The 26559-nt window shown below is 72.7% G+C and carries 23 protein-coding genes; 12 read left to right on the forward strand and 11 right to left on the reverse strand.

Annotated features, from left to right (window positions below; translation table 11 throughout):
- Positions 1-69: 69 nt before the first annotated feature.
- Positions 70-1182, reverse strand: coding sequence for a citrate synthase 2 (locus tag ACIBTU_RS28045; protein ID WP_399129280.1), 1113 nt, complete (start codon positions 1180-1182; stop codon positions 70-72).
- Between the two features lie 284 nt (positions 1183-1466).
- On the opposite strand from ACIBTU_RS28045, the gene pdxH reads away from it, so the two are divergent.
- Entirely contained in the window at positions 1467-2102 is a 636-nt protein-coding gene (gene pdxH / locus ACIBTU_RS28050) for a pyridoxamine 5'-phosphate oxidase (protein ID WP_399129428.1), read from the forward strand.
- Positions 2103-2325: 223 nt separating this feature from the next.
- On the opposite strand, the gene ACIBTU_RS28055 is transcribed toward pdxH, so the two are convergent.
- Positions 2326-3189: an alpha/beta fold hydrolase gene (locus ACIBTU_RS28055; protein ID WP_399129282.1), complete on the reverse strand. Its 864-nt coding sequence runs from the start codon at positions 3187-3189 to the stop codon at positions 2326-2328.
- Positions 3190-3686: 497 nt separating this feature from the next.
- Positions 3687-4379 (reverse strand): metal-dependent transcriptional regulator, encoded by a 693-nt coding sequence (locus ACIBTU_RS28060; protein ID WP_399129283.1) that lies wholly within the window; start codon positions 4377-4379, stop codon positions 3687-3689.
- Between the two features lie 303 nt (positions 4380-4682).
- Between ACIBTU_RS28060 and ACIBTU_RS28065 the strand changes: the two genes are divergently transcribed.
- On the forward strand, positions 4683-5447 hold the full coding sequence (locus tag ACIBTU_RS28065; RefSeq protein ID WP_399129284.1) for an SIS domain-containing protein: 765 nt from the start codon (positions 4683-4685) through the stop codon (positions 5445-5447).
- A gap of 28 nt (positions 5448-5475) precedes the next feature.
- Here ACIBTU_RS28065 and ACIBTU_RS28070 read toward each other — a convergent pair whose 3' ends face one another.
- From ACIBTU_RS28070 to ACIBTU_RS28085, 4 genes are all read right to left on the reverse strand, one after another.
- Entirely contained in the window at positions 5476-6852 is a 1377-nt protein-coding gene (locus tag ACIBTU_RS28070; protein WP_399129285.1) for a PAS domain-containing protein, read from the reverse strand.
- A gap of 405 nt (positions 6853-7257) precedes the next feature.
- Positions 7258-8826, reverse strand: a complete 1569-nt coding sequence (locus ACIBTU_RS28075) for a transporter (protein WP_399129286.1) — start codon at positions 8824-8826, stop codon at positions 7258-7260.
- On the reverse strand, positions 8823-9614 hold the full coding sequence (locus ACIBTU_RS28080) for an ABC transporter ATP-binding protein (protein ID WP_399129288.1): 792 nt from the start codon (positions 9612-9614) through the stop codon (positions 8823-8825). Before ACIBTU_RS28080 ends, ACIBTU_RS28075 begins: the two co-directional genes overlap by 4 nt.
- 131 nt (positions 9615-9745) lie before the next feature.
- A complete protein-coding gene (locus ACIBTU_RS28085) occupies positions 9746-10444 on the reverse strand; it encodes a bifunctional DNA primase/polymerase (protein WP_399129289.1) in 699 nt (232 codons plus the stop codon).
- Positions 10445-10744: 300 nt separating this feature from the next.
- Between ACIBTU_RS28085 and ACIBTU_RS28090 the strand changes: the two genes are divergently transcribed.
- Together ACIBTU_RS28090 and ACIBTU_RS28095 are read left to right on the forward strand one after the other, a co-directional pair.
- The gene (locus ACIBTU_RS28090) at positions 10745-12133 is read left to right on the forward strand and encodes a transcriptional regulator (protein WP_399129290.1); all 1389 of its coding nucleotides are present in this window, start codon (positions 10745-10747) and stop codon (positions 12131-12133) included.
- A gap of 142 nt (positions 12134-12275) precedes the next feature.
- Positions 12276-13946, forward strand: a complete 1671-nt coding sequence (locus tag ACIBTU_RS28095; protein WP_399129291.1) for a hypothetical protein — start codon at positions 12276-12278, stop codon at positions 13944-13946.
- Positions 13947-14004: 58 nt separating this feature from the next.
- On the opposite strand, the gene ACIBTU_RS28100 is transcribed toward ACIBTU_RS28095, so the two are convergent.
- Positions 14005-15279 (reverse strand): ABC transporter substrate-binding protein, encoded by a 1275-nt coding sequence (locus ACIBTU_RS28100; protein ID WP_399129292.1) that lies wholly within the window; start codon positions 15277-15279, stop codon positions 14005-14007.
- Between the two features lie 117 nt (positions 15280-15396).
- On the opposite strand from ACIBTU_RS28100, the gene ACIBTU_RS28105 reads away from it, so the two are divergent.
- Both ACIBTU_RS28105 and purU read left to right on the forward strand, forming a co-directional pair.
- On the forward strand, positions 15397-15897 hold the full coding sequence (locus tag ACIBTU_RS28105; RefSeq protein ID WP_399129293.1) for a hypothetical protein: 501 nt from the start codon (positions 15397-15399) through the stop codon (positions 15895-15897).
- Between the two features lie 84 nt (positions 15898-15981).
- Positions 15982-16860 carry a formyltetrahydrofolate deformylase gene (gene purU / locus ACIBTU_RS28110; protein WP_399129294.1) on the forward strand — a complete coding sequence of 293 codons (879 nt, stop codon included), beginning with the start codon at positions 15982-15984 and terminating at the stop codon, positions 16858-16860.
- 181 nt (positions 16861-17041) lie between these two features.
- Here the strand turns inward: purU and ACIBTU_RS28115 are convergent, their stop codons facing one another.
- Complete coding sequence (locus tag ACIBTU_RS28115; RefSeq protein WP_399129295.1) at positions 17042-18310, reverse strand: zf-HC2 domain-containing protein; 1269 nt, start codon at positions 18308-18310, stop codon at positions 17042-17044.
- Complete coding sequence (locus ACIBTU_RS28120; RefSeq protein ID WP_188337555.1) at positions 18307-18879, reverse strand: sigma-70 family RNA polymerase sigma factor; 573 nt, start codon at positions 18877-18879, stop codon at positions 18307-18309. The genes ACIBTU_RS28115 and ACIBTU_RS28120 overlap by 4 nt, the downstream gene beginning before the upstream one ends.
- Positions 18880-19230: 351 nt before the next feature.
- Here ACIBTU_RS28120 and ACIBTU_RS28125 point away from each other — a divergent pair, with 351 nt between their 5' ends.
- Positions 19231-19605, forward strand: coding sequence for an STAS domain-containing protein (locus tag ACIBTU_RS28125; protein ID WP_399129296.1), 375 nt, complete (start codon positions 19231-19233; stop codon positions 19603-19605).
- Between the two features lie 163 nt (positions 19606-19768).
- Entirely contained in the window at positions 19769-20263 is a 495-nt protein-coding gene (locus ACIBTU_RS28130; protein WP_399129297.1) for an EF-hand domain-containing protein, read from the forward strand.
- Positions 20264-20471: 208 nt separating this feature from the next.
- On the opposite strand, the gene ACIBTU_RS28135 is transcribed toward ACIBTU_RS28130, so the two are convergent.
- The gene (locus ACIBTU_RS28135) at positions 20472-22004 is read right to left on the reverse strand and encodes a class I adenylate-forming enzyme family protein (protein WP_399129298.1); all 1533 of its coding nucleotides are present in this window, start codon (positions 22002-22004) and stop codon (positions 20472-20474) included.
- Between the two features lie 235 nt (positions 22005-22239).
- Between ACIBTU_RS28135 and ACIBTU_RS28140 the strand changes: the two genes are divergently transcribed.
- From ACIBTU_RS28140 to ACIBTU_RS28155, 4 genes are all read left to right on the forward strand, one after another.
- A complete protein-coding gene (locus tag ACIBTU_RS28140; protein WP_399129299.1) occupies positions 22240-23433 on the forward strand; it encodes an amidohydrolase family protein in 1194 nt (397 codons plus the stop codon).
- Positions 23434-23445: 12 nt separating this feature from the next.
- Positions 23446-24582, forward strand: a complete 1137-nt coding sequence (locus ACIBTU_RS28145; protein ID WP_399129301.1) for an acyl-CoA dehydrogenase family protein — start codon at positions 23446-23448, stop codon at positions 24580-24582.
- A 2-nt stretch (positions 24583-24584) separates the two neighbouring features.
- Positions 24585-25445: an acyl-CoA dehydrogenase family protein gene (locus ACIBTU_RS28150; RefSeq protein WP_399129302.1), complete on the forward strand. Its 861-nt coding sequence runs from the start codon at positions 24585-24587 to the stop codon at positions 25443-25445.
- A 476-nt stretch (positions 25446-25921) separates the two neighbouring features.
- Entirely contained in the window at positions 25922-26365 is a 444-nt protein-coding gene (locus ACIBTU_RS28155; protein WP_399129303.1) for an ATP-binding protein, read from the forward strand.
- Positions 26366-26559: the final 194 nt, after the last annotated feature.

The following is a 26559-nucleotide window of genomic DNA, read 5'->3' on the forward strand; positions in this document are numbered from 1 at the left end:
CGGTCCCGGGAGCGACAGGCGGGGCTTTTCGCGGACGGGAGCTTTTCGTGGACGGGGTGGGGGAACGCCCTAGCGGGCGATGTCCCCGTACCCCTCGATGTCCTGCGGCGGGCGGGTGCCCGGGCCGATGTAGCGGGCCGACGGGCGCACCAGGCGGCCCGTGCGCTTCTGCTCCAGGATGTGCGCGCTCCAGCCGGCCGTGCGGGCGCACGTGAACATCGACGTGAACATGTGCGCGGGCACCTCGGCGAAGTCGAGCACGATCGCCGCCCAGAACTCCACGTTCGTCGCGAGCACCCGGTCGGGGCGGCGCGCGTGCAGCTCGGCCAGGGCCGCCTTCTCCAGCGCCTCGGCCACCTCGAAGCGCGGGGCGCCCAGCTCGCGGGCGGTGCGCCGCAGCACACGGGCGCGGGGGTCCTCGGCCCGGTACACGCGGTGCCCGAAGCCCATCAGGCGCTCGCCCTGGTCGAGCGCCCGGCGGACGTACGCCTCGGCGTCGCCGGTCCGCTCGATCTCCTCGATCATGCCGAGGACACGGGAGGGAGCGCCGCCGTGCAGCGGCCCGGACATGGCGCCGACCGCGCCGGACAGGGCGGCGGCCACGTCGGCGCCGGTGGAGGCGATGACGCGGGCGGTGAACGTCGACGCGTTCATGCCGTGCTCGGCGGCCGAGGTCCAGTACGCGTCGACCGCCGCGACGTGCTTGGGGTCGGGCTCGCCCCGCCAGCGGATCATGAACCGCTCGACGATCGACTCGGCCTTGTCGATCTCGCTCTGCGGCACCATCGGCTGCGCCTGGCCGCGGGCCGACTGGGCGACGTAGGAGAGGGCCATGACGGCGGCGCGGGCCAGGTCGTCACGGGCTCGCGCCTCGTCGATGTCGAGCAGCGGTTTCAGGCCCCACACGGGGGCCAGCATCGACAGCGCGGACTGCACGTCGACGCGGATGTCACCCGAGTGGACAGGGATCGGGAAGGGCTCGGCCGGCGGCAGCCCGGGGTTGAAGGCGCCGTCGACCAGCAGCCCCCACACGTTCCCGAACGACACATGGCCGACCAGATCCTCGATGTCGACGCCCCGGTACCGCAGGGCGCCGCCCTCCTTGTCCGGCTCGGCGATCTCGGTCTCGAACGCGACGACTCCTTCGAGACCAGGTACGAAGCTGGGGTCGAAGTCGGACATCAGGCGGCTCCTCTAGATGCGTGATGCGTGGACGGGGACTGGGGTGCGCGATCGGATCCACGGCCAGGGGACGTGCGGCTCGCGGTCCGGGTCGGTCACACCCGTGATGCCCCGTTCGGCAGGCGGTCACCCAACCCTCGGGTCTCTGGACCATAACTCCCGGTGCCAGGCTTGGCGAGAGTTGGTGGCACTCAGTGCCATGTCTCACCTTCGGGGTACGGGCACGCGTACGGCAGGATGACGCCGTGAGCGCCCACGACGACCTCGACCCGGACCCCGCCTTCATGCGGGAGCAGTACCGCACGCACGACGGCGGTCTGCTCGAGCCCGACCTCGCCCCGCACCCCATGGACCAGTTCGCCCGCTGGTTCCGGCAGGCGGCCGAACCCGGCTCGCCGCTCGCCGAGCCCAACGCGATGGTGGTCTCCACCGCCGACGCGAGCGGCCGCCCGGCCTCCCGCACGGTGCTCCTCAAGTCCTACGACCACGAGGGCTTCGTCTTCTACACCAACTACGGCTCCCGCAAGGCCCAGGACCTGGACGCCAACCCGCAGGTCGCGATCCTCTTCCCCTGGCACCCGATGGGCCGCCAGATCCATGTCGCCGGTACGGCGGTGCGGACCTCTGCCGAGGAGACGGCGGCGTACTTCCATTCCCGGCCGCACGGGTCGCAGCTCGGGGCGTGGGCCAGCGCGCAGTCCTCCGTGATCGGGTCGCGGGCCGAACTCGACGCGGCGTACGGGGAGTTGGTGCGGCGCTATCCGGTGGGGTCGGATGTTCCCGTGCCGCCGCACTGGGGCGGTTTCCGGGTCGCCCCGGAGGAGATCGAATTCTGGCAGGGCCGCGAGAACCGCCTCCACGATCGGCTCCGCTATGTCCGGGTGCCGGGGGGTTGGCGCGTGGAGCGGCTCAGTCCGTGACCCGTGCGGTTCGTTGCCGAGTGAGGGTGCGTGGGGGCTGGTCGCGCAGTTCCCCGCGCCCCTGGAAGGCTGCGGCTTCGCCGCGCCTTCCCCCGGCATCAGGCGCCCCGCGCCTTGATCGGGGAAATGCCGCCCGCAGGGCGTGCATTTCAGGGGCGCGGGGAACTGCGCGACCAGCCCCCACCGGGGCCGCACCCGCCCACGGCAGGCGAAGCGGAGCGATTCAACGCCCGGCCAGGACCCCGTCGAGGAAGGGTTCGACGACCTCCCGCCACCTCAGGGGCTGGTCGTAGTGGACGAGATGCCCCGCGTCGGGGACCTCCGCGTACACCCCCCTGGGAAGGACCCGCACCATCTCCTGGGCCTCCGCCCGCCCCAGCTCCCCGTCGAGCCCCCGCACGACGAGCGCGGGGCACTGGACCCCCGCCAGCTCCTCCCAGTGCGCGTCCCGTACCCACGTCGAGCGGGCCGCGAGCATCTGCCGCCGCGAGAACACCGGCCGCCACCCGTCCTCGGCCTGCGTCATGACCTCCGCGTAGAACTCCCCGCGCGCCGGATTGGGCCGCTCCACCCAGGGATCGTCCTCGCCGAACCACTTCCGTACGTCACCCAGCGTCGCGAAGGGCAGCGGCCAGGCCTGGAACCAGTCCTCCCACTCCCGCTGGGACGCCGCGCCGAGCGCCGAGGCCCGCATGTCGCAGATGACGAGGCCGCTGACCAGATCGGGCCGGCGCGCGGCGAGCTGCCAGGCCGTCAGCGCCCCCATGGCGTGCCCGACGAGCACGGCCGGGCCGAGCCCGAGCGCTTCGAGCGCCGCCTCCGCGTCCAGCACGTAGGCCTCGCGGTCGAAGGGGCCTTCCTCGGGTTTGTCGCTCTGGCCGTGCCCGCGCTGGTCGAGTGCGACGGCGCGGCGCCGCTCGGCGAGCCAGCGCGCGGTGCCGGCCCAATGGGACGCCCGGCCCATCAGGCCGTGCAGTAACAGCACTCCGGGAGGCTGGCCGGCCTCGCCCGTCTTGGGCGGGTCGGCGAACTCCCAGGCGGCCAGCCGGACCCCGCCCGCTCCGGTCACGTCGATGCGTCGCGCCATAGGCCCCGGCACCCCCTCGTGGTCACGCCTGCAGTCGCTGATCCGCGTACGTTATCGAACTCGCATTCGAAAGCGGGCGGCGTTTCCGTCACACCCCTCTTTTGAGTGACAACGCTCAAGGAATGACCGGCGTCGCCGAGGGGATCTCTTCAGCGGGAGGCGGACCGCTCGGGGAAAACGGTCCGAGGGGGACGACCCTGGGAGCTCGGGGCTCCGGGTCGGAACAGGGGAGGACAGGCCCCGGCGCCGCAAGGCGCCGGGGCCCTCTGCCGAAACCCCGCCCCCCACGCCCCGGACCCGTCGCACGCCGAACGGCCGGTCCATGCTGGCCCCCTCCGGTCCCCAGGCACTCAGGCCCTACGCTCACGCGACAGCGTGGCACGCAAAACGCCCGAGCGCTGCGATTCCGCACACTGAATCTTGCTTTCAGTGCGCCGCGCGCGCCCCGCGCACGCGGCATACAAGCGGTCCCGCCGCCCGGGCGCCCCCGGAAGAACTCAGCGCTTGGCCACGAACACGTGCGAGGCGACGTCCGCCTCCAGCTCCGCCGCCTCACCGCTGCTGCCCACGAGCACCCCGCCCGGCGACTGCGTCACGCTGACCACCGAACCGGGCTGCACACCCGCACGCCGCAGCGTGTACATCAGCTGCGCGTCCGTCTGGATCGGCTCGCCGATACGCCGCACCACCACCGTCTTGCCGTCCGCACCCGTCTCCAGGTCCGCCAGCGAGACCATGCCCTCGTCCAGGAACGGGTCCGCCCCGTCCTTCTCGCCCAGCTCCTCCAGGCCCGGGATCGGATTCCCGTACGGCGACTCCGTCGGGTGCCGCAGCAGCTCCAGGACGCGGCGCTCCACGGCCTCGCTCATCACGTGCTCCCAGCGGCAGGCCTCCGCGTGCACCTGCTCCCATTCGAGGCCGATCACATCGACCAGGAGACACTCCGCGAGCCGGTGCTTGCGCATCACGCGCGTGGCCAGCCGCCGGCCCTCGTCCGTCAGCTCCAGATGCCGGTCCGCGGCCACGGCCACCAGACCGTCCCGCTCCATGCGCGCCACGGTCTGGCTGACCGTCGGCCCGCTCTGGTCCAGACGCTCGGCGATCCGGGCGCGCATGGGGACCACACCTTCCTCCTCCAGCTCGAGGATGGTGCGGAGGTACATCTCCGTCGTGTCGATCAGTCCGGACATACGTGCCCCTCGTGTAGCTCTCTAGCTCCGCAGCCGCTCCGCTGGCGTACTGCGCAGCGCGTGCGCTGGCCCTGCCGTCAATTCTGACGCATACCGCCGACAACCGTGCCGCGCCAGGGAAACAGCACCCCGAACCGCCACGGGCCCGTACGAAACAGCCACGGCCGCGCCTTTATTTCGCCCCGCCGACGCCACCGGCGCCGTATTGACACGGCACTGGTCCAGACCGCACGGTGATCCGCGACAGACGCGATCCGCGACGGGCACGGGGCACGCCGCGTCACCACCCGAGGGGTTACGCCGATGAGCGAGAGCAAGCTGGCCGCGCAGTACCTCGACACCGCGATCGGCCTGCTGCGCCGGATCCGCGACGAGGAGGCCGACTCCGTCGCCGCCGCCGGCACCCTCCTCGCGGACACCGTCGTCGCGGGCGGCCGCCTCTTCGCGTTCGGTGCCGGACACTCCTCGCTCGCCGCGCAGGACGTCGTCTACCGCGCCGGCAGCCTCGCCCTGATGAACCTGCTCGCCGTGCCCGGCGCCGTCGGCGTCGACGTCATGCCCGCCACCCTCGGCTCCGCCCTCGAACGGGTCGACGGACTCGCCGCCGCCGTCCTCGACTCCAGCCCCGCCCGGGCCGGCGACGCCCTCGTGATCATCTCTCTCTCCGGGCGCAACGCCCTGCCCGTCGAGATGGCCATGAACGCCCGCGCCCTCGGCCTCAAGGTCATCGGCGTCACGTCCCTCGCCTACGCCACCGGACCCGACGCCCCCAGGTCCCGGCACGCCTCCGGCACGTACCTGCGCGACCACTGCGACATCGTCCTCGACTCCAAGATCGCCGTCGGCGACGCCGAACTCACCCACGACGGCGTGGACGCGCCCTTCGCCTCCGCCTCCACCGTCACCACCAGCGCCCTCATGCAGTCGATGCTGGCCACCTGCGCCGAGTCCCTCGCCGACCGCGGCATCCAGCCCCCACTGCTCCGCTCCGGCAACGTGGACGGCGGCCACGACTGGAACGCCAAGGTCTTCGAGCAGTACCGGGACCGCATCTTCTACCAGCACTGACCCCCGGAAGCGGACAGTCCGACGACGGCTACGACGGCCGGGTCGCGGCCGCCAGATCCACCGCCGCCGCGATCCGTACCGCCACACTCTCCGCGTACACCGCGTCCCCGCGCTCGAACCGGGCCCGGCCCGACCCGCGCAGGAACGTCACCACGCCCAGCGTCCGCCCCCGGCTGCGCAGCACCGCGCACAGCGCGAACCGGCTGTCCCGCGGCCACTGCCGCGCGGCCGCCCACTCCGCCCCGCCGTCCCCCTCCGGCGCCCCCGCCCGCACCGAACCGGCCCGCTCGGCACACTGCAACGCCGGATGCCCCGCCGCGTACCGCACGGGCAGCGCCCCGCGCGTCACCAGCAGACTCGGCCCCGGCGCCCCCGAAGGCGTCGCCGCCGCCCGCACCAGCCGCACCGGCTCCTCGCCCTCCGCGCTCGCCACCAGATCGATCACCGCGTGATCGGCGAACCCGGCCAGCGCGAAGTCCAGATGCGTCGTCGCCGCCTCCGCCGGGTCCTCGCACTCCGCGGCCGCCCGCGCCGCCCGGTGCAACTGCTGCGTCCGGAACCGCAGCGCCGCCGCCTCCTGCTCCGCCCGCCGCGCCTCCGTCACGTCCTCGAACAGCCACGCCACCCCGAGCGGCACCGGCTCCTCCGCCAGCGGCGACGACAGCCGTACGAAACCACTGCGCCAGCAGCGCCGCTCCGGCTCACCCCGCTCCGAGCGCACCGTCACCCACACCTCGGCCGGCGCGGGCGGCGCACCCTCCGCCAGCACGTGCGCGAGCGCGCTCTCCAGCTCCTCCACACCCTGGGACACCAGATCGCCCAGCGGCCGCCCCAGCACGGCGCTGCGCCCCGAGCCGAGCGCCTTCGCCGCGTGCGCGTTCACCAGCGCCGGCCGCAGATCCGCGTCGACCAGGACCACGCCCCACGCCGTGGCGTCCTCGAACAGCGCCTCGCTCAGCGCGATCGACCGCTCCAGATCGATCTGCGCGTGCACCTCGCTGAACGCGCAGTACACCCCGGCGGGCTCCCCGCCCGGCCCGCGCACCGCCGCCGACTGCGTCCGGACGAGCACCCGCCCGCCACTCTTGGTCACCAGCGCGAACTCGTGCACCTGCCGCCCCGGCGCGTGCATCGCGGACAGCAGCCGCTCCTGCACCTCCGCCGCGTCGGCACTGCGCACCGCCCAGCCCGCGAACCCGGCCCGCCCCACGGCCTCCGCCGCGGACCAGCCCAGAATCCGCTCGGCCTCCCGGTTCCAGTGCGTGACCACGCCGTCCGCGTCGAACGCGCACAGCGCCGCGTCCATCCCGTCCAACAACGCGGCCAGAAGATCGCCCCCGTCCCGCTCGGGCTCACCCTCGGGCCCGAGCGCGTCGGTGGCCCCACTACGCCGTGATGCACTCACCTGGCACCCCCTCCACCTCATTCAACTTGAACGTGACGCACCCCACACAATGTTCCGTCAACTTCCTGGCCGACTTCGGACCGGGGGCGGCGACGGAAAAAGGGTTGAAGGGGTCCAGAGGGGTCCTTAGGGTGGGCCGTACACACGAAGGGAGGTGGTTCGGCAGATGTATGCATTCCGGACGCGTGAGGTGACTGCGGGCTAGCGGCCCGACGTCGCATTTCGAATTCGGCGCCGGACCCGCGCGTGTGCACGCGCGCAGCCGGCCCCATTCCCAAGCAGTCACCCGACCCGCGAGCCGCCGGTACGTCCGGCCGGCTTCCGACCGTCTCGTACGGGAGGAACCAGGCTCGCGGGTCGCCTGCGTTTCAGGGGGGCTACGGGGTCTGCGAAGTCTTCGTAGGGTCAGCCTTTGCCGACCGCCGTGAGGATCTCCGGGAGGCGGTCCGCGGTGCGGGGGGCCGCCAGGCGCAGGCCCAGGACGGTTGCGGCGGTGCCGTAGGCCGCGCCCACCGGGAGGAGCAGCCAGGACCGGTCGGTGTGGTCCGTCGCGTGCAGGGCGATCGTCAGCGCGAGGACCGGGGCGCACAGGACGGCCGCCGCGACCATGCCGCCGAAGATCGCTATCCAGGCGAGGCCCGCCTGGCCGGGAGCGACGTTCTTGTAGCCCTCCTGCGGGATCGAGTAGGGGAAGCGGGCCGAGGTCCACGCGCCGGTGGCCAGCATCGCCCCGAGCAGGGCGAAGGAGAGGCCGAGCACCTCGGGGAGGTCGTGCCAGGTGCCCAGCAGGGCGCTGGTGAGGACGGTGACCAGGGTCGCGTAGGGCAGTGTGATCACGAGCAGGGCGAGGGCGCGGGCGCGCAGTTCCGCGTAGGCGTCGCGCGGGGAGGCGATCGTCGCGGCGACCATCCAGAACGCGGACGTGTCCTGGCCGAACTGGTTGTACATCTGGATGCCGAGCATGCCCGAGGCGAAGCACGCGAAGTAGGCGGAGCCGGTGCCCTGGAGGGCGTTGAACACGGGGACGATCAGGCCGATGGCCAGGGACGTGATCCAGGCGGCTTTGGTCTTCGGGTCGCGCCACACGTAGCGCAGGCTGCGTTCCATGACGGTGCCGGTGCGGCCGTCGGGGAACAGGCGGCGCCGGGTGCCCGCGCGGCGGGTGGGCTCCGCGGCCTGGAGCGTCGAGCCGTCCGGCGCCGTCATCAGGCGGGTCAGCGCGCGCCGCCACACGAGGAGCAGCGCGGCCAGTGCGGCGGCGCTGAGGGCGAGTTGCGCGGCGGCCGTGCCGTACGCGCCGCGGCCCGCCGCCTCGACCGCGCCGATCGCGGACGCCGGGGGCACCCAGCGCAGGACGTCCGCCGCCGGGTCGAGCGCGCCGAGACCGCCGGCGCGGCCGAGCCGCTGGGCGCCGAAGTTGACGAGCTGGGCGCCGATCGCGATGACGAGGCCGCTGAGCACGGCGAGGTCGCGGCCCTTGCGGCTGGTCAGCAGGCGGGTGTTGGCGGCGGCGACGGCGCGGGCCAGGGCGACACAGACGAGGACGGCGAGCGGTACGGCGAGCAGGGCGCCCGCGGTGGACGCCGCCCCGTGCCCGACCGCGTACGCCGCCCCGGCCGTCAGGCACAGGGTGAACAGGGGGCCGATCCCGACGAGGGAGGCGACGAGGAGGCCGCGGACGAGAGGGTCCGGGCGCAGCGGCAGCATGACGAGCCGGGTCGGGTCGAGGGTCTCGTCGCCGCTCGGGAAGAACAACGGGAAGACGGCCCAGCCCAGTGCGAGCAGCGCGAGCAGGACGATGCCGACGGTGGGCGCGTGCCGGTTCCCGTGGAGGAGTACGAGGCCGAGGACGACGAGGGCCCCGAACAGCACCGAGACCAGCGCGGACACCGCGTAGGCCACCCGCCGCCCCGCCGACTGCCGCAGTCCGTTGCGCAGCAGCGCCCATTTGAGCCCGACGAGAACCCTGGTCACCGAGCCGCCCCGCCCCCGCCGAGCCAGTCCAGGGAGGCCCCGGTCGGGCTCCCGGTGGCGCCGACCAGCTCCAGGAAGGCTTCCTGCAGGGACCCCGCGTCGCCCTTCACGTCCGCGAGCGGCCCCTGCGCCCGGATCCGGCCCGCGGCCATCACGGCGACCCAGTCGCACAGCGACTCCACCAGTTCCATCACGTGCGAGGAGAAGACGACGGTCGCCCCGGACCGGGTGAAGCGTTCGAGGACGCCGCGGATCGTCTGGGCCGACACGGGGTCGACGCCTTCGAAGGGCTCGTCGAGAAAGAGGACTTCGGGGTTGTGGAGGAGCGCGGCGGCGAGGCCGATCTTCTTGCGCATGCCGGTCGAGTAGTCGACGACGAGTTTGTGCTGGGCGCCGGCGAGGTCGAGGACGTCGAGGAGTCCGGCGGCCCGCCGGTCGACCTCGGCGCCGGGCAGCCCCCGCAAGCGCCCGGTGTAGGCGAGGAGTTCGCGTCCCGAGAGGCGTTCGAAGAGGCGCAGTCCCTCGGGCAGCACCCCGATGCGGGCCTTGACCTCGGCGGGGTCGGCCCAGACGTCGTGCCCGGCGACGTGCACGGTGCCGCGGTCGGGCCGGAGCAGGCCGGTGATCATGGAGAGGGTGGTGGTCTTGCCCGCCCCGTTGGGGCCGACGAGGCCGATGAACCGGCCTGCGGGCAGTGCGAGTTCGATCCCGGCGACGGCGGTCTGCCGGCCGAAGGACTTCCAGAGGTCGTGGACGCGTACGGCCGCGTCCACGGCTGCGTCGGTCAACTGTGCCCGCCCTTCATCGGCGTCGTCGTGCGGGAGCGCGTGCGGCTGCGTCCGGGTCCGGGACGGCCTTTACGTCTGGGCACGATACGTCGACCAAGGGCGGGGCACAGGGAGGTGGCACGGGCCCGTCCCTACGGGCGGCGCCCTTCGCGCCCGCACGCGTAGGCGAGCGGGGAGACGAGCTCCTCGGCGTCGGGCAGCCACCGGTTCGCGGCGGTCGGCCGGCAGGCCCACTGCACGGCACCCTGGCTGCCGAAGCGGGTCGGCGGCGCGGCCACGTACTGGCCCTCGCCGAGGGTGACGAGGTCGAGGGAGGCCGGCGGCCAGCCCAACTTCCGTACGAGGTCGGGGACCTTGGCGGCGGCACCGGGCAGCACGAAGAACTGCATGCGGCGGTCGGGCGTGCAGGTCACGGGGCCGAGGGTGAGCTCCATGCGTTCCATGCGGGCCAGCGCCAGGAACCCGGCGGTCTCGGGCACGTCGATGGCGTCGAAGGTGCGGCCGGTGGGAAGAAGGATCGACGCCTTGGGGTGTTTGGACCACAGGCGGCGTGCGCCGGTCGCGCTCCCGGTCGCCTGGGTCGCCCAGTCGGGCCGCGCGGCGTGCGCGCCGGGCGTGGGGCACGCGGCGTCGTCGCACGAGCAGCGCTGCACGCCCTGCTCGAACTCCAGCCAGGTGCCGGGGAACACGTCCCAGTGCCGTTCTTCCGCGTAGCGCACGGCCGTTTCCAGGAGGGATTCACCGCGCTGGGGCGGGATCTGCCCGGTGGGGGTGACAGGTGAGGTGACGGGTGACGTGACGTCCGAGGTGCCTGCGATGGTCTCTTCCACGACGTTCTCAACTCCCGCCGTCAGCTGGGGTTACGGGGGCACGTACGGGTGGCTCCGGAGCATCGTTCCCGCACGTGGGGCGCATGGGTGCACGGTCGGGGGCGCGCGGGCGGGACGGCAGCGGGGGAGGGGTAGTCATCGGGGGACGGGCCGGACCGCCGCACGTCATGCCTGGCCTGGTTCCTCCCTATTGATACGTGAATGTGGTGCATCTTCCCCTTTCGGACAGGGCAGTCATTTCACGACCGGCCGTGATCCGCACAGCCGGCCACCCGGACGGGCACAGCAGGGGGTTACGTCATGGCCGCACGGCCTCTCGTCGCGCGACAGCCCAACGAACGGCTGCAGGCGCTCATCCAGGAGGCGGGCTGTTCCAACGCCGGCCTGGCCCGCCGGGTCAACATGTGCGGGTCCGAGCACGGACTCGACCTGCGCTACGACAAGACGTCGGTGGCCCGGTGGCTGCGCGGGCAGCAGCCGCGCGGCCGGGCGCCCGGCATCATCGCCGAGGCTCTGGGCCGCAAGCTCGGCCGCACGGTCACCATCGACGAGATCGGCATGGCCAACGGGAAGAACCTGGCCTCCGGTGTCGGTCTGCAGTTCTCGCCGACGGTGCTCGGCGCCATCGAGCAGGTGTGTGAGCTGTGGCGCAGTGACGTGGGGCGGCGGGACTTCCTGTCGGGCTCGGCCGTGGCCTCGTCCGCGCTCGTCGAGCCCAGCAGGGACTGGCTGATCTCCGTACCGGACTCGCAGGTCGCGCGGTCCGCGGGGCCGCGGGTCGGGGTGTCGGACGTGGGTGCCGTGCGCGCGATGACGCAGGCGCTGACCGATCTGGACCACCAGTACGGCAGCGGGCACGTGCGCCCGGTGGTGGTGCACTACCTGAACAGTGTGGTGAGCGGGCTGCTCGCGGGCTCGTACCGGGAAGCGGTGGGGCGTGAACTGTTCGCGTCCGTCGCCCGGTTGACGGAGCTGGCCGGGTACATGGCCGTCGACACGGGGCAGCCGGGGCTCGCCCAGCGCTACTACATCCAGTCCCTGCGGCTCGCGCAGGCGGCCGGTGACCGCGGCTACGGCGGGTACGTGCTCGCCGCGTCGATGAGTCATCTGGCCGCGCAGCTCGGCAATCCGCGGGAGATCTCCCAGCTCGCCCGCGCGGCTCAGGAGGGGGCGCGCGGGCGGGTCACACCGCGCGCGGAGGCGATGTTCCACGCCGCCGAAGCGCGCGGTCACGCCCTGCTCGGGGACGAGCGGTCCGCGCACGGTTCGATCGGGCGGGCGCTCGCCGCGATGGAACGGGCCGAGGGGCAGAGCGGTTCCGGTGACGACCCGGCGTGGATCGGGCACTTCGGGCCCGCCTATCTCGCCGACGAACTGGCGCACTGTCACCGGGACTTGGGGCAGGGGCGGGACGCGGAGCGGTGTGCGCGCGAGGCGTTGGACGGGCTTCCCGCGTCGAAGGCCAGGCGTCGCGCGATCGGGCTCGTGCTCCTGGCGACGGCCCAGGTGCAGCAGCGCGAGGTGGAACAGGCCTGCCACACGGGACTTCGGGCCGTCGAACTCCTCAACACCCTGCGCTCGAACCGCGGCGCGGAGTATCTGGAGGACCTCAGGGCGCGGCTCGAGCCGTACCGGGAGGAGCCGGTGGTACGGGAGTTCGGGGCGCGCGTGGAGCTGCAGGCGGCCTGAAGCCCACAACAGCGTCACCGGGGCCGGTTTTGTTACTCCCGTCACGGGGGAGGTTCTCGGGATTTGAGGTGCGTAGCACGGGCGTGCGAGGACCCGGTAGCGTGAGCCGACGATTCCGACTTCCCCCATCGTAGGAGTCCCGGTGACGCAGCACAGCGGCCAGAACGGCCAGGGCGGACAGGGCGAGGGCCCGCACCTTCCGCAGGCCCGACAGGCGCACGAGGGTGTCGTGCTGCCCGCCGACGGCTCCGAGCCCCTGATGCCGGGCACCTACGGCGACCCGACGCCTCCGGCCGCGCCCGCCGGTCCGGCCGGTGCCGCGCCCTGGGGCCAGCCCTGGGGACCGCAGTCGCAGCAGGCGCAGGACGCGGGTCCGATGCCGTCCTACGAGTGGGGCAGGCCCGAGGCGCAGCAGCACGGTGGGGCCGGGATGCCGCCCGCCCAGCAGCCGCAGGCCCAGCAGCCTCCCCACGTGCCGCAGCAGCCGCAGTCCCCTCATATGCCGCAGCAGGCGTACGGGGCGCCGCAGCCGCAGCCCCAGCCTCAGCAGATACCGCAGCAGCCGTACGGGACGCAGCAGCCGCAGGCCCAGCAGCCTCCCCGTCTGCCGCAGCAGCCGCAGGCCCAGCAGCTGCCGCACCAGCCTCAGGCCCCGCAGATCCCGCCGCAGCCGCAGGCCCAGCAGCTGCCGCCTCCGCAGATGCCCGGTGCGGGCCCGCTGCCGCCCGCCGCTCCGGCCGGCGCCGCCTACGACGGTGACGCCACGCAGTACATCGCGCCCGTCGCCGCGCAGCAGCCCTCGGCCGCCGCCCCGCTGCCGCCCGAGCAGCCCGCCGCCGACGCCACCCAGTTCCTGGGCCGCGCCGTGAACCGGCAGCCTATGCCGGGCGCCCTGCCCGACGCGGTGCCCGGCGGCCCCTCCGACAGCGAGGCCACCCAGTACATAGCCCCCGTCCCCGGCGGCCCCCAGGAGCCGGCCTACGGCATCCGCCCCGGCGCCCCGGGCGACCGTCAGCCGCCCGCCGAGTTCGACGCCCTCTTCCGTACGGAGCCGGAGAGCGCGGCCGGGGCCACGCAGCAGATGCCGCGGTTCGACCCGCACGCCCACCAGCAGGGCCCGCCGCAGCAGCCCGCGGCCCCGCAGTACCAGGACACGTACGAGCCCGAGCCGTCCCGGCGCAAGGCCCGTACCGGGTCCAAGCTGCCGATGGTCGCGGCCATCGGTGTCGGCCTGCTCGTCGTCGGCATCGGCGCGGGCGCCCTCATCGGCGGCGGCCCGGACGACGACAAGACCGAGCAGACCAAGACCGTCTCCGACGCCTCGTCGGCCCCGGCCGAGGCCTCGCCGAGCGTGGACCCGGCCAAGGAGCAGGCCGTCGCGCTCGACAAGCTGCTCGCCGACTCCAACAACAGCCGCGACTCCGTGGTCCGCGCCGTCGCCAACATCGGCGCGTGCAAGGCCCTGCCGCAGTCCTCCAAGGACCTGCGCGACGCGGCCGGCCAGCGCAACGGCCTGGTGACCCGCCTGAACGGCCTGGCCATCGACAAGCTGCCGAAGAACGCGGAGCTCAAGGCCGCCCTGACCAGCGCCTGGAAGGCGTCCGCCTCGGCGGACAGCCACTACGCGGCCTGGGGCGACCAGGTCGCCGGCAAGAAGGGCTGCCAGAAGGGCCACGCCCGGCCGACGCCGCAGCGCCGTGCCGGTGACCGGGCCAGCGTGACGGCCTCCACGCAGAAGAACCAGGCCGCGAAGATCTGGAACGAGATCGCGGACCAGTACCAGCTGACCCGCCGCACCGCCGTCCAGCTCTGACTCTGACTCTGACTCTGACGGGACGGCGGCGGGCCGGTGCCCCGGTCCGGGCGGTGGCTCAGGAGGCCTTCGCGAGGGTCCGCGTCAGGTCCACCGCCGTCTTCCGGGTCGCCACGAGGCGGCCCTTCTCGACCCGCTGGAACGTGACGCGCGCGTTGACCAGGCGCGGGAAGTCGCCCGCGTCGGACATGTGGTCGTAGCCCCAGCGCAGCGGCGGGGTCAGCCCACCCGTGTTCACCTGAAGGCCGTCGTCGAGCGCCGAGCTGACCGCCCGGGCCGTCACCTCGCCGTCCCCGAGTGACCCGACGGCCTGCCGCAGCACCTCGTACGCGATCCAGGTGGTCTGCACGCCCGCGTCCGCCGGGTCGATCCGGTTGTCGTCGAAGGCCTGCTCCTTGATCACGCGCTTCATCCCGTCCCAGCGGGCGTCGTCCGAGGCCGGGTACCAGCCGGTCACGTACGCGCCCTCGTACGGGCTGCTCGCGCCGCCGGTGCGGTTGATCGTGGACTGGTCGATGCTGCCCAGGACCGTCGCCGTGCGCACCGCCGGATAGCTCTCGCGCAGGCGGCGGAACGAGTCGAAGAACGTGTTGGTGCGCTCGCCGAGGACCGCCGCGACGCAGCCCTCGCGGCCGAGTCCGGCGGAGCTCGCCGTGGTCAGGGCCTCGCGGGCCTTGCCGCCGTAGTCGGTGGCGTCCTCGGGCGCGCGCAGGTCGGCGACCGCGCCCCGGTCGCGCTCGGCGAGCCCCGCGTTCAGGAGCGGCACCAGCTCGTCGCCCGCGATCGTGTCGGGCCGTACCAGGACGGTGCGCGCGCAGCGCTCGGCGAGCTGCCGCCCGTTCCCGGCGAGCAGGGCGGCCTGGCCGCCGTTGACGGGATAGGACAGCGGGCTCGTGAACTCGGCGTCGGTCGTCCCGTACCCGCCGATGTACGGGATCCCCGCGGACTCCAGCGGGGACAGGAACGCCCGCCCGTGCTGGCTGTACGAGCCGACGACGGCGACGGCGCCCGCGTCGGCGGCCCTGCGGGCGCACTTCGCGGCGCCCACGCTGTCGTCGTGGTCGTTGCAGGTCAGAACCCGGAGCCTGCGTCCGCCGAGGCCGCCGTGCGCGTTGGTCCAGCGGGCGTAGGCGCGGGCCATGGCGGGCATTCCGGGCATGTTCGTCGCGTCGGTCTTCTCGGGTGCCCAGGTCATCACCGTCACGGTCCGATCCCCGGAGCCCCCCGTGGCTCCAGGGATCAGGCCGCAACCGGCGACCAGGGCGCCGCCCGTGACGACTGCGGAGAGAGCGGTGAAGGTGCGCTTGATGGAGGTCTGTCGCCGGCCGGTCATGTTCCTGCACGATTCCGCCGCATGCCTAACCAGCCGGTGACCTGTGGTCAACGGTTGGTGACGCGGAGGTGAATTACGGGGGCCGATCGGGCCGCTGCGGCCCGGGACGTACGATCGATGACCGTGCAAAGCTCGGAGAACTCTTCCCGCCGCGGCCGTCGCTCCACGAAAATGGGCGGCATGCCACTCAACGACATGCCGTGGTGGCGCTGGCGCAGCAATGTGCGCTCCGCGCTGCACATGCTCTCGGACCCGGTCTTCCAGCGGGAGGTCTGGCTCGCCGGTGTGGACGGGTACGGGGACGTGACCGATGCCGTGTACCGCCTCGTCGAGGACACCTGGCTCGACAACTGGTCCGCCGAGAAGTACGTGGGGACGATCTTCCGTGACGCGCAGGAGGCCGTGCTCGTCGACGCGGCGGTGCTGCGGGTGCTGCGGATCATGCACCAGGTCGGGCCGGACGCTCCCGTCTCCGCGTATCTCGATCACCCGGAGTGGGCCGAGGCGGTGGCCGCGTCCCGGGAGGCGCACGTCCGGCTGGCCGCGAGTGACGAGGACGATCCCGACGCGGCTCCTCGGACGCTCGAGGTTCTGCGGATCATGACGCGGGCGGCTTAGGTACGGTCGCCGGGTGCCGGCCTTGAGGTCCGTTCCTCGGGATGGCGTCTCACCGTCGCCCGGCCTTGTGCGAACCTTGCCTCTATGAATGCGCAGTCCGCACCTGTTTCCGGCTCCGAGCAGTACGTCCTCACGCTTTCGTGCCCCGACAAGCAGGGCATCGTGCACGCCGTGTCGAGCTATCTCTTCATGACCGGCTGCAACATCGAGGACAGCCAGCAGTTCGGTGACCACGACACGGGACTGTTCTTCATGCGGGTCCACTTCAGCGCGGACGCGCCGGTCACCGTGGAGAAGCTGCGGGCCAGCTTCGCCGCGATCGGCGACTCGTTCCAGATGGACTGGCAGATCCACCGGGCCTCCGACCGGATGAAGGTCGTGCTCATGGTCAGCAAGTTCGGGCACTGCCTGAACGACCTGCTGTTCCGGGCGCGGATCGGGGCGCTGCCCGTCGACATCGTGGCGGTCGTCTCCAACCACACGGACTTCGCCGAGCTCGTCGCCTCCTACGACATCCCCTTCCGCCACATCCCCGTGACGAAGGACACCAAGGCGGCGGCCGAGGCGCAGCTGCTGGAGCTCGTCCGCTCCGAGGGTGTCGAGCTCGTCGTGCTCGCCCGGTACATGCAGGTCCTCTCGGACGACCTGTGCAAGCAGCTCAGCGGGCGGATCATCAACATCCACCACTCGTTCCTGCCGAGCTTCAAGGGCGCGAAGCCGTATCACCAGGCGCATGCGCGGGGTGTGAAGCTCATCGGGGCGACCGCGCACTATGTCACCGCCGATCTCGACGAGGGCCCGATCATCGAGCAGGAGGTCGAGCGGGTCGGGCACGAGGTCACGCCGGATCAGCTTGTCGCGGTGGGGCGGGACGTCGAGTGCCAGGCGCTGGCGCGGGCCGTCAAGTGGCATGCGGAGCGGCGCGTTCTGCTGGACGGGCGCCGCACTGTGGTCTTCGCCTAGCGTTTCGTCGCGGGCTGCGGGTGCGTGGGGGCTGGTCGCGCAGTTCCCCGCGCCCCTGAAATGCAGACCCTTCGGGTCGCATTTCCCCGATGCGCCGACGCCCCTATGGAGATAGCGCACGAAGTGCGCATCTCCATAGGGGCGCGGGGAACTGCGCGACCAGCCCCCACCGGAGCCGCACTCACATACGGCTCAAGCCCGCCGTCGCGGTCAGGACATCCATGATCGCGGCGCGGTCGCCCACGGAGCCGGCCGCCGCTTCGGCGGGCGGGACGCGACCCGCGGCGAGGCGGCAGAACTCCACCCCGTCGAGCGCGACATGCGCCACCTCGTCGGCCCCCTCGGCACCGGACGGGTCGAGCGGGATGAGCCACTGACCACCCCCGGCCCCCTCGACCTCCAGCCGCAGTACTCGCCCCGAGGCGGCCAGGTCCCGGTCCCGCCCCCGTGCGGCAAGAGCGTCGGGCAGCATCCGCGCCGCCAGGTCGATCATCCGGTGCAGATGCTTCGGCGCCGGCGCCTCGTACGGGTAGTCGACCGCGTCCGCGATGTCCCCCGCGTGCACCCAGCACTCGAACGCCCGGTCCGCCATCGCGTCCCGCAGTGACAGCGTGAAGTCGCCGTACGAGACGGGGAGTTGCCCCGAGCCGCCGCCGCCCTCGCCGTCCGACCCGGCGAACGACACCGTGCGGATCAGCTCATGGGCCTGCTCCCGCCACGGCGCCCGTACCGCCCGCGTCGGCGGGAAGTGCGAGGCCTGCCAGAGCGCCTCCGTGCGTGCGGCGGGGCCGAGCGTCTGCGGCGGGGCGGGCGGGCCGAGCGGGTCGTCGAGGCCGAGGGCGCGGGCGACCAGGCCGTCGACGCTGATCAGATGCGCTATGACACCCGCGACGGTCGTCTTGCGGCTGAGCTGCTCGTCCCCCTCGTACCAGCGCAGCCGCACCGGCGCGTGCCACTCCCCGTCGCCGAAGTCCTTCAGGAGCGCGTCGAGGCGGGCGGTCTCCGCGTCGAACGGGGTCGCCCAGGACGGGACCGGGATGCGGGCGGGGCGCCGGGAGAGGCAGCCCTCCAGGACGCGGGCCCGCAGCAGCGGGTCCAGGTCGAGGGACTCGTCGGCGTGCAGCAGCCCGACCGCGTCCCGCAGTCGCAGCGCCTCCTCGGCGCAGGCGCCGCAGCCGCCGAGATGGTCCTCGACGGCGGCCGCCTCCTCGGGGGAGCAGGCGGCGAGGGCCCAGGCGCCGAGCAGCGACTTGAGGACCCGGTGCTCGAGCACGAGCGGCTCCGGTGCGGGCAGGTCGGGCAGCGGGCGGCCGGTGTCCTCGACGGAGGAGCGCGGCGTCGGTATGCGGGCGGCGCCGCCCCGGGCCCCGCCCGCGCCGGACCGGCCCTCGGGCCCGTCGTCGCGCGGGTCGTAGGGGTCGAAGCGGTCCGGCCCGCCGGCGCCGCTCACGCGGGCCTCCCGTAGCCGCCCGGGGGGATGCCGCTGTCGTGGGCCGTGGACAGCAGCTGCAGGCCGAGCCGGAGCCGGCGGCGGGCCTCGTCCTCGGTGACGCCGAGGTCGGCGGCGGTCTGGCGGTAGTCACGCCGCTGGAAGTACGCCAGTTCGAGCGCGGCCCTGAGCGGGGCGGGCATCGAGGTCACGATGTAGTCCGCGCGGGCGGCCGCGGAGGCACGGCGCACCTTGCGCTCCAGGTCCTCGGTGGTGCCGCAGCCGCTGCGCACCAGCGCCGCCGACTCGGTCTGGCGCAGTCGCTGCACGGCCTGGCGGTGGGCGAGCGTCGCGACGAACGAGCGCAGCGGGCCCTGTCGCGGGTCGTACGCCTCCGGGTTCTCCCAGACGCGGGTGAAGACCTCGCGGGTGATCTGGTCGGCGGCGTCCTCGTCGTCCAGGACGCGGTGGGCGAGGCCGTGGACCAGGGATGCGAAGCGGTCGTAGAGCTCGCCGAGGGCCGCGGCCTCGCCGTGCGCGAGCCGCTGCTGCATCCTCCGGTCCCAGCGGGACGGAGTGTCCTTGGGCATGAGGCCCCCTCACCGACTGCCCGTCGTGCCGTGCTGTGCCGTGCTGTGTTGTGCCGTGTACCGGTCCTGTACGGGCACCTGTACTGCCTGCCTGCTACCCAAAGGTAGTCCGGCACACCGCCTGAGCACGCGCCTTTACCGCATTGTGTGCTGTCCTACGGCAGGCGGTGATAAAGAGCCGGGCCTCCGGCGAAGTGTGACCGAATCGGGCGGGTTGTGGGCGGCTGGGGTTTAAGCAGCTCATATGTGATAGGCCTGCAAGGGTGTCGGTGGTGTTGCCCGTGGGTGTTTCGGCCCGTGTAGGGCAGGGCAGCCGCGCAGGAATGACGTAGGAGCAGGAAGGCGTGGCGTGTGGCGCTCAGGGTGAATGAGGGAGTGCGAGGCGACTGGGCCGTCGTGTCGGTGTCCGGCGAGATGGACCTGGTGACGTCCCCGGCGCTGCGTCAGCGGGTGCACGATGCCGTGGCCGACGGTCGGCGCAGTCTGGTCCTCGACCTCTCCGACGTGCTGTTCTGCGATTCCAGCGGGGTCGGTGTGCTGATCGCCGCCCGGCGGCTGATCCGCTCCTGCCGGGGGCGGCTGCGGCTGATCCTGCCCGCGCAGGGGGCGGTGGACGGTTCGCATGTGAACCGTGTGCTCGGGGCGCTCGGTGTGCGCCGGCTCTTCGACGTGTACCCGGACGTGGCCGCCGCCACGGACGACGGGGCTCAGCCGCTGTCGGCCTGACACTCTGGCCGGAAACAGCCCCTGTCCTGGCCGGCCCTGTCGGTCTTACGTCCCGGATTCTTCCCCGTCTTGACACAACCCCCGCACTTCGGCGTCCCGGTGCGGCTCTTCGTCGTACGCTCCGATGCGGAAACCCCACCGATGTGAGAGGCGGCCCAGGAGCATGGACGAGCGGAGGATCGCGAGCCGGTTCGCGGGGTTCGATCAGGACGGGAACGGCTACATCGACCGCGAGGACTTCTATGTCGCGGCCAAGGCGCTGCTCGCCGAGTTTGGTGTTCCCGCCCGTTCCGAGCGCGGGCAGGCGCTGTTCGCCGGGGCCGAGGCCTTCTGGCAGGGGATGGCCGGGATCGCCGATGTGGACGGGGACCAGCGGGTGACCCGGGAGGAGTTCGTCACCGGGGCGGTGAAGCGGCTGCGGGACAACCCGGGGCGGTTCGCCGAGATCGCCCGGCCGTTCCTGCGCGGGGCGATTGCCGTCGCCGGCGGGGCGGGGGATCTGGCCGGCGGGGATGCGGAGCGGGTGTTGAAGGTGCTCGGGGTCGAGGCGGGGGTGACGTCCGCGGCTGTCGCTGCGCTCGACGCCGATGGGGACGGGCGGATCTCGGAGGACGAGGCGGTCGACGGTTTCGCCCGCTATTTCACGGTCCCGGAGTAGGCGGGCCCCTCCACGCGCCGCAACTCCGGCCATTTCGTCGCCGGCCGCACGTCTCGTCGTGGCTGGTCGCGCAGTTCCCCGCGCCCCTGAAGGCACGCTCCGCGTGCCCCAGGGGCCCGGTTGGTCGCGCCCCCGCGACGGAGTCGCTGATCGGGTACAGCCCCGCGCCCCTGGACGGCACACTCCGTGCGCCCCAGGGGCGTTGGCGTTACGCCGTGAACTGTTCCCGGAGTTTGTACTTGAGGGTTTTGCGGAGGGTTTCGTTGCGGGGGAGGGTCGGGAGGATCTCCAGTTGTTCGGGGAGTTTGAAGGTGGAGAGGCCCTCGGCGCGTAGGTAGGCGGTCAGGTCGGGGAGGGTCGGTTCGGGGGCGTCGGGGCGTAGTTCGAGCACCGCGCACACCCGCTCGCCGCGCTCCGTGTCGGGGAGGCCGATGACCGCGGCGTCCTGGACCGCGGGGTGGGCGTGGAGGAGGTCCTCGATCTCCTTCGCGGAGATGTTCTCGCCCTTGCGGATGATGATGTCCTTCGCGCGGCCGGTGAGGACGAGGTGGCCGGTGGGCAGGACGTGGCCGAGGTCACCGGTGACGAGGTAGCCGTCGGCGTCGAAGGCCTCCGCGCTCTGGGCCGGGTTCAGATAGCCCTGGCAGACGGCCTCGCCGCGCAGGCGGACCTCGCCGTCGACGCCCGCGGGGACCTCCTTGCCCTCGTCGTCGACGACGCGGATGGACATGCCGGACGGCGGGCGGCCCTCCGTCGTGGCCAGGTTCTCCGGCGTGTCGTCCGGGGCGCCCATCGTGATCATCGGGACCTCGGTCATGCCGTACCCGTGCGTGAGCTGGACGTCCATCTCGCGGACCACGGAGTGGTAGATCTCGGGGGGCTTGGGGGCGCCGCCGCCCGCCAGGAGGCGCAGGGTCGGGATCAGTTTCGACTCCGGGGTCTTGCGCTGTTCCGTCAGGAACATGGAGTAGAAGGCGGTCGAGCCGCCGGCGACGGTCACCCCGTGGCGCCGGTACTCGTCCAGCGCGTCGGGCAGCGCGAACTGCTCGAACATGACGGCCGGGAAGCCGTACAGGAGCAGCATCACGGTGTAGTCCGGGCCCGCTATGTGCGCGTACGGGAACGCCATGGAGCCCACGTCGGACTCGGTGAGGTGCAGGGCGTGGGCGAGGCAGGAGCCGCCCGCGATGAGGGAGCGGTCGGTGTGCAGGACGCCCTTGGGGTCGGAGGTCGTGCCGGAGGTCCAGTAGATCCAGCGGACCGTCGTGCCGTCGGCGGGCGGCGGGGGCAGGACCGAGGGGTCGGCCTCGGGCAGGTCCGCGTAGGCCTCGAAGACGCCGCGCGCGCCGAGCCGGTGCGCCATCGCGGTGTGGTCGAAGCCCCGCCACACGCCCGGGGTCGCGAAGAACTCGGCGCCCGACTCGCGCAGCGCGAAGCCGACCTCGCGGTCCCGGTAGAAGGGGATGACCGGGCTCTGGACGGCGCCGAGGCGGGCCAGGGCGAAGGAGAGCAGGGCCGTCTCGATGCGGGTGGGCAACTGCCAGGCGACGACGCTGCCGGGGCGTACGCCGCGCTCGTACAGGCCGGCCGCGACGCGCTCGGCACGGTCTCTGAGCTGCCCGAACGTCAGCGTGCGGTCGCCCTGGAGCAGGACGGGCCGGTCGGGGGTGAGGGCGGCGCGGCGCTCCACCAGCTCCCACAGGGTGCGGGCGGCGCCCAGAGCGTGTGCGGTGTCCGTCATGTGCGGTGACCCCCTACGAACGCGAACGAGAAAGAGAACGAGAGCGAGAGCAAGAGCGGGAGCGGGAGCGAGAACCGAATTGGCCGGCCCGCCGGCCCCTGAGCTGACGGTGAGTCAGATACGGGGCAGAGCGTAAGCCCGTGCTTCTTGTCGGTCCAGGGGTGCGGAGCTAGCCTTCCATCTGACGGGTCATCAGATAACGGGCCAGCGGGCCACCGGAGCTGAGGGGTTTCCCATGACGGAACTGCCGCGCATCGTCAGTGTCGACGACCATGTGATCGAACCGGCCCATCTCTTCGAGACCTGGCTGCCGGCGAAGTACCGGGACCGCGGCCCGAAGGCGCTCACCGCGGGCATCGGCGAGCTCGCGTACGTCGCCGGCAAGTACCAGATCACGATGGACCCCGACGGTCCGCCCACCGACTGGTGGATCTACGAGGACCTCAAGTTCCCGTACAAGCGCAACATCGCCGCCGTCGGCTTCGACCGCGACGACATGACCCTGGAGGGCATCACCAGGGCCGAGATGCGCCGCGGGTGCTGGGACCCGAAGGCGCGGCTCGCGGACATGGACCTCAATCACGTCGAGGCCAGCCTCTGCTTCCCGACCTTCCCGCGCTTCTGCGGCCAGACCTTCGCCGAGGCCAAGGACAAGGAGGTCGCGCTCGCCTGCGTGCGCGCCTACAACGACTGGATGGTCGAGGAGTGGTGCGGCGACAGCGGCGGGCGCCTCATCCCGCTGTGCATCATCCCGCTGTGGGACATCGACCTCGCCGTGGCCGAGATCCACCGCAACGCGGCCCGCGGCGTGCGCGCCGTCACCTTCTCCGAGATCCCGACCCACCTCGGCCTGCCGTCCATCCACTCCGGGTACTGGGACCCGTTCTTCGCCGCGTGCCAGGAGACCGGCACCGTCGTGAACATGCACATCGGGTCCTCCTCCCAGATGCCCGCCGCGTCCCCCGACGCGCCGCCCGCCGTCCAGGCCTCGCTGAGCTTCAACAACGCCATGGCCTCGATGATGGACTTCCTCTTCAGCGGCGTCCTCGTCAAGTTCCCGCGGCTCAAGCTCGCCTACAGCGAGGGCCAGATGGGCTGGATCCCGTACGCCCTGGAGCGCGCCGACGACGTGTGGGAGGAGCACCGCGCCTGGGGCGGGGTGCGCGACCTGATCCCGGAGCCGCCGTCCACGTACTACTACCGGCAGATGTTCTGCTGCTTCTTCCGCGACAAGCACGGCGTCGCCTCGCTCGACGTCGTCGGGCGCGACAACGCCACCTTCGAGACCGACTACCCGCACGTCGACTCGACCTTCCCGAACACCAAGGAGGTCGCCCTCGACCACGTCAAGGGCCTCGACGACGAGACGATCTACAAGCTGATGCGCGGCAACGCCATCCGCATGCTCGACCTCGACCTCGACAAGTGACGGGGGCGGGCCGTGGATCTCACCTACACCGAAGAGGAAGAGGACTTCCGGGCCCGGCTGCGGGAATGGCTGAGCGGGACGCTGCCCGCGCTGCCGCCCCGACCGGCGGCCACCGACTGGCCGGGCCGGCGCGCCTATGACACCGGCTGGCAGCGGCGCCTGCACGACGCCGGGTACGGGGACGTGCACTGGGGCGCCTCACCGACCACCCGGCTGATCTTCCTGGAGGAGACCGAGAAGGCGGGCGCCCCGTACGTCGGCGCCAACTTCGTCGGGCTTCTGCACGCCGGGCCGACCATCGCCGCCGAGGGCACCGACGCGCAGAAGGAGCGCTGGCTGCAGCCCGTGCTGCGCGGCGACGAGGTCTGGTGCCAGGGCTTCAGCGAGCCCGACGCCGGCTCCGACCTGGCCGCCCTGCGCACCCGCGCCCGCCGCGAGGGCGACCACTACGTCGTCAGCGGCTCCAAGATATGGACCTCGCACGCCGAGGTCGCCGACTGGTGCGAGCTGCTCGTGCGCACCGACCCGGACGCGCCCAAGCACCGCGGCATCACCTGGCTCGCGATGCCGATGGACGCCCCGGGCATCACCGTGCGGCCGCTGCGCACGCTCGCCGGGTCCACCGAGTTCGCCGAGATGTTCCTCGACGAGGTACGGATCCCGGTCGGCAACCGGGTCGGCGAGGAGAACGACGGCTGGCGCGTCACCATGGTGACCCTGTCCTTCGAGCGCGGCACCGCGTTCGTCGGCGAGGTCGTCGCCTGCCGCCGCGTCCTCGGCGAACTCGCCGCGCACGCCCGCAAGTCGGGCCGCTGGGACGACGCCGTACTGCGCCGCGAACTGGCCATGCTGAACGCCGAGTTCAGCGCCCTGTGGCGGCTCACGCAGTGGAACGTCAGCGAGGCGCAGGCCACCGGCGGGGTGCCCGGGGTCGGCGGCTCCGTCTTCAAGCTGCGGTACTCGCACGCGCGGCAGAAGCTCTTCGACGTCGCCGCCGACGTGCTCGGGCCCGGCGCTCTCGACGCGGGGCAGGAGTGGACCTTCGACCGGCTGTCCTCGCTGTCGTACACGATCGCCGCCGGCACCTCGCAGATCCAGCGCAACATCGTGGCCGAGCGGATCCTCGGACTGCCCAAGGGGGGCCGGTAGGCGTGCACTTCCAACTGACCGAAGAACAACGGGCCTTGCGTACGGGCATCCGAGAGCTGCTCGACGGACGGTTCGGGCGCGACGCGCTGCGCGCGGCCGTGGACCGGCCCGGCGCACTCGACCGGGACCTGTGGACGGAGCTCGCGCAGGCCGGACTCTTCGGCCTGTGCCTGCCGGAGGCGGCGGGCGGCGTCGGACTCGGACTGCCGGAGGCCGTCGTGGTGTTCGAGGAACTGGGCCGGGCGCTGGTGCCGGGCCCCCTCGTCGCCACGTTCCTCGCGGCCGGCGAGGTGCCGGGCGCCGCGACCGGCGAGACCGTCGTGACCTGCCCGTACGGGGCGCTGCTGCCCTGGGCCGACGCGGCGGACCTCGTACGCGGGGACGCGGAGGGGGCCGTGGCGACGGACTCCGTGGACCCGCTCACCCCGCTGCACCGCGTCCCCGCCGAGGCTCCCGTACCGCAGGAGGCGACGCTGCTGTACGCGGCCGAACAGCTCGGCTCGGCGGGCCGCACCCTGGAGATGGCGGTCGGGTACGCCCGGCAGCGCGAACAGTTCGGGCAGCCGATCGGGGCGTTCCAGGCCGTCAAACACCTGTGCGCGGACCTGCTCGTGCGGGTGGAGGTGGCGCGGGCCGCCGTGTACGCGGCGGCCGTCACCCGGGACCCCGTCGAGGTCGCGGCGGCCCGGCTGCTCGCCGACGAGGCCGCGGTGCGGGGGGCGCGGGACTGCCTCCAGGTGCACGGCGGCATGGGCTTCACCTGGGAGGCCGACGTCCATCTCCACCTGAAGCGGGCGTGGGTGCGGGCCGGGCTCGCGGGCAGCGCGCGAGACGCGGAGGAGGTGCTGGCGGCGGCGCTGTGATCCGGCGGGGCGGGCGCGCGGTGCGGGGCGGTGGGTCAGGCTCTGGCGTCAGGGCCTGTGCCGTACGGAGAGTGACGGTGCGTCCGATATCGGGTTGTGTCCTTCGCGGGGCTCGTCACGGCATGGAGTCGGCCCCCGGCTCCGGTACCTTGTGGCAGATGCGAGTGGTGCTGAACCCGGGCGTCTGTGCCGGTGTCGCCGGTGAGGTGGCTCCGGGCCCCGGGTTGCCCGCCGTTCGCGGTGCAGGGCGGAGCCACGTGCCCGCCTGTTCGACCCCCTGCGAGACGCGTCGCACAGTATGCCGCACGCGTACTCCTTCGCGCTGGAATATGCCCGAAGCGCTTGTTGAGGTGACTGTACGTCAACCATGCTGTGCTGTACGGGGATCACGGTCCGTGATCCCGCTCCGTGGCCAGTGTGGTCAGTGGCGCGAGGCAGAACTCCAACGGTCCCGCCGGATTCGGATGGTGTGAGCGGTGCAGGTGCTTCAGGTTCAGCTGGAGGTCGGGGCCGACCCCGCGGAAGTGGGTCGGGCTCGCAGGTGGGCGCGTTCACGGTTCGCCGGGGCGGGGATAGAGGCCGATGAGCCGGTGGCCGAGACGCTGATCCTCCTCGTGTCCGAGCTCGTGACGAACGCCGTGGTGCACACGGGGCGCCCCGCGGTGCTCCGGCTCGCGCTGCCGGTGGGCTCGGGTGTGGTGCGGGTGGAGGTGGCCGACGTGAGTTCGCGGCCGCCGGCGCCGCGGCATGCGGAGGGGTCCGAGACGAACGGGCGGGGCCTGGAGCTGGTGGATGTGCTGGCGGATCGCTGGGGGTGGCGGCCCGAGGGGGCCGGCAAGGCGATCTGGGTGGAGCTTGAACGGGTCCCCGGCGCGGGGGCGCCTGTGGGTGGCGGGACCGTGGTGGGGGCGTCTGCCTGAGGGTGGGGCGGGTGTGCGTCTGCCCTGTGCGGTTCGCTGCCGCGTGCGGGCCGGTGGGGCTTCTCGCGCAGTTCCCCGCGCCCCTGAAATGTATGCCCTTCGGGCGCATTTCCCCGATGCGCCGACGCCCCGATGGAGATGGCGCACGAAGTGCGCATCTCCAGGGGCGCGGGGAACTGCGCGACCAGCCCCCG

Origin of the sequence: Streptomyces sp. NPDC050145 (assembly GCF_044460245.1) — a bacterium.
Classification (GTDB): domain Bacteria; phylum Actinomycetota; class Actinomycetes; order Streptomycetales; family Streptomycetaceae; genus Streptomyces.